At 55.4% G+C, this 1,911-nt stretch carries 4 protein-coding genes and 1 pseudogene; 3 read left to right on the top strand and 2 right to left on the bottom strand.

All coding sequences use genetic code 11. The annotated features are described in order from the left end of the window. Nucleotides 1-496 (bottom strand): polyhydroxyalkanoate synthesis repressor PhaR (gene phaR, locus ACXRVY_RS26605; RefSeq protein WP_458238684.1); only part of this gene is annotated, 496 nt, incomplete at its 3' end. 59 nt (nucleotides 497-555) lie between these two features. Further along, nucleotides 556-762: pseudogene (locus tag ACXRVY_RS26600) on the bottom strand (helix-turn-helix domain-containing protein); the annotation flags it as partial. Nucleotides 763-1,096: 334 nt separating this feature from the next. On the opposite strand from ACXRVY_RS26600, the gene ACXRVY_RS26595 reads away from it, so the two are divergent. From ACXRVY_RS26595 to ACXRVY_RS26585, 3 genes are all read left to right on the top strand, one after another. Next, nucleotides 1,097-1,351 carry a type II toxin-antitoxin system HicA family toxin gene (locus ACXRVY_RS26595; protein WP_223462218.1) on the top strand — a complete coding sequence of 85 codons (255 nt, stop codon included), beginning with the start codon at nucleotides 1,097-1,099 and terminating at the stop codon, nucleotides 1,349-1,351. Next, the gene (locus tag ACXRVY_RS26590; protein WP_223462219.1) at nucleotides 1,348-1,680 is read left to right on the top strand and encodes a type II toxin-antitoxin system HicB family antitoxin; all 333 of its coding nucleotides are present in this window, start codon (nucleotides 1,348-1,350) and stop codon (nucleotides 1,678-1,680) included. Before ACXRVY_RS26595 ends, ACXRVY_RS26590 begins: the two co-directional genes overlap by 4 nt. A gap of 135 nt (nucleotides 1,681-1,815) precedes the next feature. Then, the coding region (locus ACXRVY_RS26585) for a heavy metal-binding domain-containing protein (protein ID WP_458238685.1) at nucleotides 1,816-1,911 on the top strand (96 nt) is incomplete at its 3' end.

The following is a 1,911-nucleotide window of genomic DNA, read 5'->3' as shown; positions in this document are numbered from 1 at the left end:
CACCTGGCTTGCCTGGTGGCATGCCGCCGAACAGGCCGAAGAGGTTCTGAGTGTTCAGGTAGAGGGCTTTTGACTGGTCGACATACTGGCGCATCAAATCCTGCATGACCGGTGCTTGCTTGCTGGTGCATGAACTCGCTCCTTCAGATGACTGAGCGCCGGTCTGGGACTGGATGTCGATGACCGTCTGGATGCTTTTATCCAGGTAGCTGCCGAGGACGCTCTGGTAGGGACCGTAGAACTGGATAATCCCCATGAGCATCTCGCTGGAGAATATCGGCTCACCGCCACTTTCGGCTTCCAGAATGACCTGCAGCAAAATACTTCGGGTCAGATCCTCGCCAGTCTTGGCGTCGACCACCTCGAACGGGATTCTATCGACGACCAATTGGCGAATATCCGCAAGGGTCAAATGACTGCTGGTGTGCGTGTCATACAGACGGCGATTCGGGTACTTCTTGATCAGACGGGTGGTGTTCCGACTGTTATCTGTCATGCGGGGCTACTCACGGCAAGCCTGATTTGCAGGCATCTTATCCTACTCTGATCACTGCCACTCCAATGCGTCGCCTCACGCGGCACGCGCTGGGTGGTCAGCGTAAGAGCTTTCTTCATCTTTTGAGTGCTGAGCTTGCGAGGCTGGCCACTTCGAGGCAGGGTCGTTCAATCCCTCAAGACCCGCCTCCGGATAGCGCTTTCGCCATTTGAACACCACAGGTTCCGGGATCTGGGCTGATTGCTGATGTCTCTGGGCGTTAATCCAACACTCTGTGCACCTGCTCCTGAGTTGGCTAAGTAACGCTGAGCAAACAGGGCGCGCTTCTGTGATCGCCACATAGGTTAGCGTGGGGGGAGGGACCAGCTAAAAACGCAGCAAGCGTAACGCTTTACGCAACTCTAGGAAATTGCCTACAACCCCGGCGAGAGTCACCCCGATATCCTGCCTACCGTGCAAAACAAACCCTTCCACACGAAAACGCCGCTTTCCTGTTCTGGATAAGCGGCGTTTTTTAAAGCGCGCGTTAGAGGCTTCTCCCACGCATCAGCGATGTCATTCGCGGTTGCTAAACCCTGCACGGTATCATGATATAATACCATGAATAATAAACAGCTCAGCACCCTCAAAGCCGTATTTTCAAGACCAGCCCCAGCAAACATGGAGTGGTCCCGCATCGAATCCTTGTTCGGCGCTGCAGGGGCCAGAACCATCGAAGGCAATGGTTCACGAGTACGTTTTGAACTGAATGGTGTGGTGGCCACTTTTCACCGGCCCCACCCCGACAAAGAAGCCAAGCCCTACCAGGTGCGTGACGCCCGGGCTTTCCTTGAACAAGCAGGAGTTACCCCGTGAGCGTAATGACCTACAACGGCTACTCAGCCCGGATCGAGTACAGCGACGAAGACGGCCTGTTCGTCGGCCACATTGCGGGCATCAAGGATGTTGTCGGGTTTCACGGTGAGTCAGTCAAAGAACTTCGCAGCGCATTCGAAGAGGCCGTCACCGATTATCTGGAGACTTGCGCCAAACTCGGCCGCACCCCACAGAAACCCTATTCAGGCCATCTCAGTCTGCGCCTGGCCCCAGCCCTTCACGCTACGGTTGCTGTGAAAGCTCAGTTAGCCCACAAAAGTATCAATCAGTGGGTCGCTGATGTTCTTGATCGCGAGGCCCATGCTTAAGCAGTGAACAAGCCGATCCGGCTGGATGGCCGGTTTGCCACCCCCCCGCTGATCGCACTGTGCGTTTTGAAGACTGCAGCTATTTCCAGTTCCCGGCAATGCGCTGGCTGAATTTCTGAACAGGAAGGAACACCCATGATCACCACCACAACCCACTCCATTGAAGGCCGGCAAATTACCGCCTACCTGGACATCGTCAGCGCCGAGTCGGTGCAAGGGATCAACGTACGT

This window comes from Pseudomonas sp. P5_A2_2 (genome assembly GCF_054177685.1).
Note: the sequence above shows the minus strand (reverse complement) of the source record. Positions and strands in the feature narration are given on the sequence as shown.

What these genes read in the sequence shown, in the direction of transcription:
- ACXRVY_RS26595 (WP_223462218.1), top strand. Translation starts at nt 1,097, where the DNA reads ATGAATAATAAACAGCTCAGCACCCTCAAAGCCGTATTTTCAAGACCA.